Below are 4,118 nucleotides of genomic sequence, written 5' to 3'. Positions count from 1 at the left end.
CCGGCCGCCATCTGCGAGCGCCCGGCGTTGTGAACGCAGACGAACAGCACGGAGGCGAGCGGGCTGGAGGACATCGGTTTTTCCTTCGTAAGGGGATCAAGCACGTGGTGCGGATCGGGTACGGGGGTCAGGTGCTCGGCAGGGAGGCGAGCAGTTCGGTGATGTGGGCGTCGATCTCGTCGCGGATGCTGCGGACGACGGCGATCGGGGCGCCCTCGGGGTCGGTGACGGGCCAGTCCAGGTAGCGGCGGCCAGGCAGCACGGGGCAGGCATCCCCGCAGCCCATGGTGATGACGATGTCGGCGGCCTGCACGACCTCGTCGGTCAGCGGCTTGGGGAACGCGTCCGTGAGGTCCACGCCGGCCTCGGTCAGCACCTGCGCGACCACCGGCTCCACCTCGCTGCCCGGGTGCGTGCCCGCGGGAGTCCGTCAACCTGCCGCGCCACATCGGCCCGCGCCGCGTCGACCACGACCAGGTCGTCACCGAAAAGCTGAAGCCGTCACCTCAGACCGTGATCCGCGAGGCCCTCGGAGAACGCCGGCCTTCGGGATGGGCGCTGCAGAATCCGGGCACCGGCCGCGGCCCGGCCGGAGGGGGCCTGCAGCATGAACGTGCAAGTCGTCGCCGATCCGCTCGGCCGTCTGCTGTGGGCATCGCCGGCCCTGCCCGGCGCCGTTCACAACATCCGCGCAGCCCGCGAACACGGCATCGTCGACGCCCTTGCCGCAGCAGGCGTCCCGTGCTAGGCCGACAAGGCGTACCGCAGGTGCCGGGGGCTCCGTCCGAACTCCCTACTGGGGCAGGTGGGAGATGCTGTCCGCAGGCCAGCAGGCAGTCAACCGATCCCACGCAAAGATCCGTGCCTTCTCCGAGCAGGCCGTCGCCACCCTCAAGATCTGGTTGTCATCCGTCACGGTCGGCGCACGAGCCGGTCGAGACGTTTCAGGCTTTCGACCAGCGGTAGTTGTCGTTGTGGTGTGTGCCCGATGACGAGGGGCCGCATCATTTCGATCTGACCGTTTGTCATGACACCGTCTTCGTGCGGGATGATGTGGCAGTGCCAGACGGCTGTTCCCGCGATCGTGAATTTGCCGACCCAGGCCGTGATGTAGTTGGGATCCGCGATGAACACGTCCTTGGGGCCGGATTCGTATGCGGGTGCCGGTTCGAACGGCCCAATGCTGGATGGCACCGGTTTTTTGTCCGCACCCCAATGGCCGACATGCCAGCGTCCGATCAGCTGCATTTCCAGCAGGTGAAGATGCATAGGGTGGGAATTCGCGCCGTGGTTGCGCATGGCCCACACTTCCCAGGATCCGACCTGCGGTGTCTCGGTGGGCGCGTCCAGGTAGTTCAGCAGCTGGTTGGCGTCACCGAGCTCTGGCGCACCTGAGAGCGGCTTGGGGCCGGCCTGGACGGTGCGCAGCCGTGCGTCCTGCAGCTTGCGGAACAGCGGTTGTCCGTTGTTGGTCTCGTCGATCGTGTGCGGGATGTGTGAGTGGTCCTGGCGGCTGAGCCGCTTGCCGACGTCGAACCGCATGAGCCCGGGAATGAGCGGAGCGGCGTTGGGGCCCGGATAGTGGGCATTGGCGTCGTTGGACAGAACCCACTTCTGTGAGCGGTGGCCATGGAAATCGACAACGACGCGGTACCGCTCGCCGGGCACGATGAGCAGGTCGCGCACCCTGACCGGGTGACGCAGGTAGCCGTCGTCGCTGGCCACCACAGTGATGCGCGGAGCACGGCTGGGCCGCCCGGCGACCTGCTTGAGGCTCAGATGGTAGAAGCGGTTGCCGGAGGAGTTCAGCAGGGTGAACAGGTAGCGTCTCGGCTCCACCTGCTGCTTGGGCGCGATCGTCCCGTTGATCACCGGGAGATCTCCGAACGAGCCGCTGTAACACAGTTCCTTGGTGACGGGATCAAACGAATTGTCCTGCAGTTCGTACAACTTCTCGAACCTGCCGCTCGGGAGGCCGAACGACCGCTCCCGTTCGTCGGTCTGCGGGGAGAACCCAACCAGTCCGGGATACGTGTGGTAGCCGGTGGTCATGTCCGTGTGGTCATGGTAGAAAAGCGGCGCCGGCGCCTGGTAGTTCGGATAGTGGTAGGTGTAGGAACCGCCGGGCGGAACTTCTGTGCCCAGCGGCGCGGGCACACCGTCGCTGCTCGCCGGCTGCAGCCCGCCGTGATGGTGCAGGTTGAGGGTGTTGCGGTTGTCCGGCTGACCGAACGGGAAGATCGGCGTTCCTGCCGGGGGCAGGTCGTTGACCATCTTCACGTCCACGGGGTGACCTTGCCGGGTCACGAGAGTGGGCCCGAGGTAGTCCATCGGGGCGTTGGCCGTGCTATACGCCAGCGTCTTCACCGGCGGCCACGAACTGGCGAACCGGTGCGTGTGGTGGACGGCCGCCGTCAAGGTGTAGTGATGAGGACGGTCCGTGGCGGCCACCGGCGGTTGCTGTACTTCGTCCGCGAAGAACGGTGGCCGGGGCGAAGGGGCACAGTTCTGGGCAGCGTCCGCGGCCCGCGCCGTGGACGCGGGTTTTGACGTCAGTGTGGCCGCGTTCATCGGCATCGGTGTTCCGGCCGCGAGGATCGCTGCGCCGACAAGCCCCGTCGGGAGGAGCATCCAGACTCTCCTGGCCTTTCGGCCGGACGGCAGTCCTACCACATCGCACCTCACACTTCCGCAACACGTCCTCGGGGGTAATCCACACCGTGACATCTCTTATCCGCCCTATCACGTAACACAGGGGGATTCCGAGAATCCACAGCCAGTTCGGGTGATTTAGAGAATTATCAGTTGAATTTAGGGTCTGCAAAAGAAAAAGGCGTCGGTTCTCGCTGTGCCGCGTGTCGGCGTGATAGGGACACGTCATGGATGAGGCTGGGGAGGTCGGGGCGGGGTTAGTACTCCAGCCGTAGATCGTGATCATGCTGGGGCTGCGTTCTGGCGGTGATAGTGGCTTGCTTGGGATCGTGCCTGGTGGCGGCGGCGCCAGTGGGACCAGCGGAGCTGGTGGGCTGCGTCGTGGACGGGTTTGGCGACGAGGGCGACGAACAGGCGGGCGATCTCGTTGCAGGTGAGCGGGATCAGGTTGGCCGGCGCGGGATGGCGGGTGTGTTCGTCGGCGCGGACGACGGCCAGGAAGGCGTGGGCGAGCATGGCGAGGGTGACCCAGCGGGACCAGGACGCGTAGCGGCGGACCTGGTGCTCGTCCAGTCCGGCCAGGCCCTTTCCGGACTGGAACGTCTCCTCGACCCGCCACCTTGATCCAGCGACCCTCACCAAGGTCGTCAGCGGCACAGGGCGGGGCGAGTAGCAGCGGTAGTAGGCGAGTTCGCTGGTGGTGCGGTTGCGGCGGATCAGCAGCTGGCGGTGGCCGGGGGCCGAGTTGGGCAGGTCGATGACGGCCCAGTCGTAGAAGCGCTGCCCCTTGGCACCGGCCCCGGCGGACAGTTTCTGCCAGGCCCGCTTGGGGAGCTTCTTGGCCAGGGCCTCTGCGCGGAACTTGCCAGACTGGGTGGTGACTTCGTGGCCGCGGGCTACCGCGAGGACGTAGCCGGTGCCACGTTCTTCCAGTGCGGTCCGCAGTTTCGGGTTGCCGCCATAGACCTCGTCGCCGGCCACCCACGGGGCGTGGTGGCCGACGTCCAGGAACCGGGCGATCATGCGGGTGGCCAGTTCGGGCTTGGTCGCGAACGCGGTGTCCTGGTCGAGTCCGGCCGCCTGGCAGCGGTCGGGCTGGTCGGTCCACGAGCGTGGGATGTACAGCTCCCGGTCCACCGCGGCGTGACCGCGCTGGCCTGCGTAGACGAGGTAGACGGCGACTTGGGAGTTCTCGATCCGGCCGGCGGTGCCGGTGTACTGGCGCTGGACGCCAACGGTGTGGCTACCCTTCTTCACGTCGCCGGTCTCGTCGACCACGAGCACCGCCTGGTCGTCGTGCAGGTGCTCGACCACGTAGCCGCGCAGGTCGTCACGGACGAGGTCGGCGTCCCACTTGGCCCGGTTCAGCAGGTGCTGCATCCCGTCCGGGGTCGCCTCCCCAGCCCACTCGTCGGGTAGCTCCGGCGCATTGCTGCGCCGGAGCCCCCTCAGAACCGGCCGTGCCC

General features: G+C 67.0%; 2 protein-coding genes and 3 pseudogenes. 1 reads left to right on the top strand and 4 read right to left on the bottom strand.

All coding sequences use genetic code 11. The features are described 5' to 3' along the window. Together IEZ19_RS52460 and IEZ19_RS49285 are read right to left on the bottom strand one after the other, a co-directional pair. Positions 1–74 (bottom strand): annotated as a pseudogene (locus tag IEZ19_RS52460) (phosphotyrosine protein phosphatase); the annotation flags it as partial. Between the two features lie 53 nt (positions 75–127). Beyond that, a pseudogene (locus IEZ19_RS49285) lies at positions 128–409 on the bottom strand (arsenate-mycothiol transferase ArsC); the annotation flags it as partial. Positions 410–607: 198 nt separating this feature from the next. On the opposite strand from IEZ19_RS49285, the pseudogene IEZ19_RS49280 reads away from it, so the two are divergent. Further along, positions 608–902 (top strand): annotated as a pseudogene (locus IEZ19_RS49280) (transposase family protein); the annotation flags it as partial. Positions 903–912: 10 nt separating this feature from the next. On the opposite strand, the gene IEZ19_RS49275 reads toward IEZ19_RS49280, so the two are convergent. Both IEZ19_RS49275 and IEZ19_RS49270 read right to left on the bottom strand, forming a co-directional pair. After that, positions 913–2,631 carry a multicopper oxidase family protein gene (locus IEZ19_RS49275; protein WP_189317879.1) on the bottom strand — a complete coding sequence of 573 codons (1,719 nt, stop codon included), beginning with the start codon at positions 2,629–2,631 and terminating at the stop codon, positions 913–915. 303 nt (positions 2,632–2,934) lie between these two features. Beyond that, positions 2,935–4,118 (bottom strand): IS701 family transposase (locus IEZ19_RS49270; RefSeq protein WP_189317878.1); only part of this gene is annotated, 1,184 nt, incomplete at its 5' end.

The organism is Streptomyces brasiliensis, assembly GCF_014647875.1.
Classification (GTDB): domain Bacteria; phylum Actinomycetota; class Actinomycetes; order Streptomycetales; family Streptomycetaceae; genus Streptomyces; species Streptomyces brasiliensis.
The sequence above is the reverse complement of the archived record's forward strand: the minus strand, read 5'-3'. Positions and strand labels throughout refer to the sequence as shown.